A 552-nucleotide genomic window follows, 5' to 3' on the forward strand; every position below is an offset into this window, starting at 1 on the left:
CGAAGATGATCCCAGGATTAAAGACAGAGAAAGAACCCAGACGATCGAGGGTCAGGTGACCGCTTGGCTACAAGAAACGAGTCCTGGAGCAAACCTAGAGATTTCCGAAATGAGAGAAATCGACGCTGTATCAGCAAGGTATTCGTTCAATCGTTCAGGTGACGTCGGCTCAAAGCCTTTCCGTGCAACGAATGTTGGTTTCGGCGTCTCCTATGCACTGCCCGTTCTAACAGCCCTCATCGGCGCGGAACCAGGAGACTTCGTGATCATCGAAAACCCTGAGGCGCACCTTCATCCGCGAGGGCAAACCAAGATGGGTGAACTTGCGGCCCGTGCTGCAGCGGCTGGAGTTCAGGTGGTCGTTGAGACACATAGCGATCATTTCTTGGACGGGGTTCGACTAGATGTGCGGCGGGGCAAAGTGGCAAGCGACCTCGCCAAGATCCACTTTTTCACCCGAGAAGGGGCGGAAAGCCATGTTACAAGTCCGCGTCTTCAGAGCGATGGCAGTCTTTCTGACTGGCCTAAGGGGTTCTTCGATGAGAAGGATGA

General features: G+C 54.0%; 1 protein-coding gene. It reads left to right on the top strand.

Annotation, left to right across the window (positions count from 1 at the left end):
- Positions 1 to 109: 109 nt before the first annotated feature.
- Positions 110 to 552: AAA family ATPase (locus ACR1XY_RS24885; RefSeq protein ID WP_480597554.1), on the top strand; the 443-nt coding region annotated here is incomplete at its 3' end.

It is taken from the genome of Ruegeria sp. AD11(2025) (assembly GCF_056542405.1).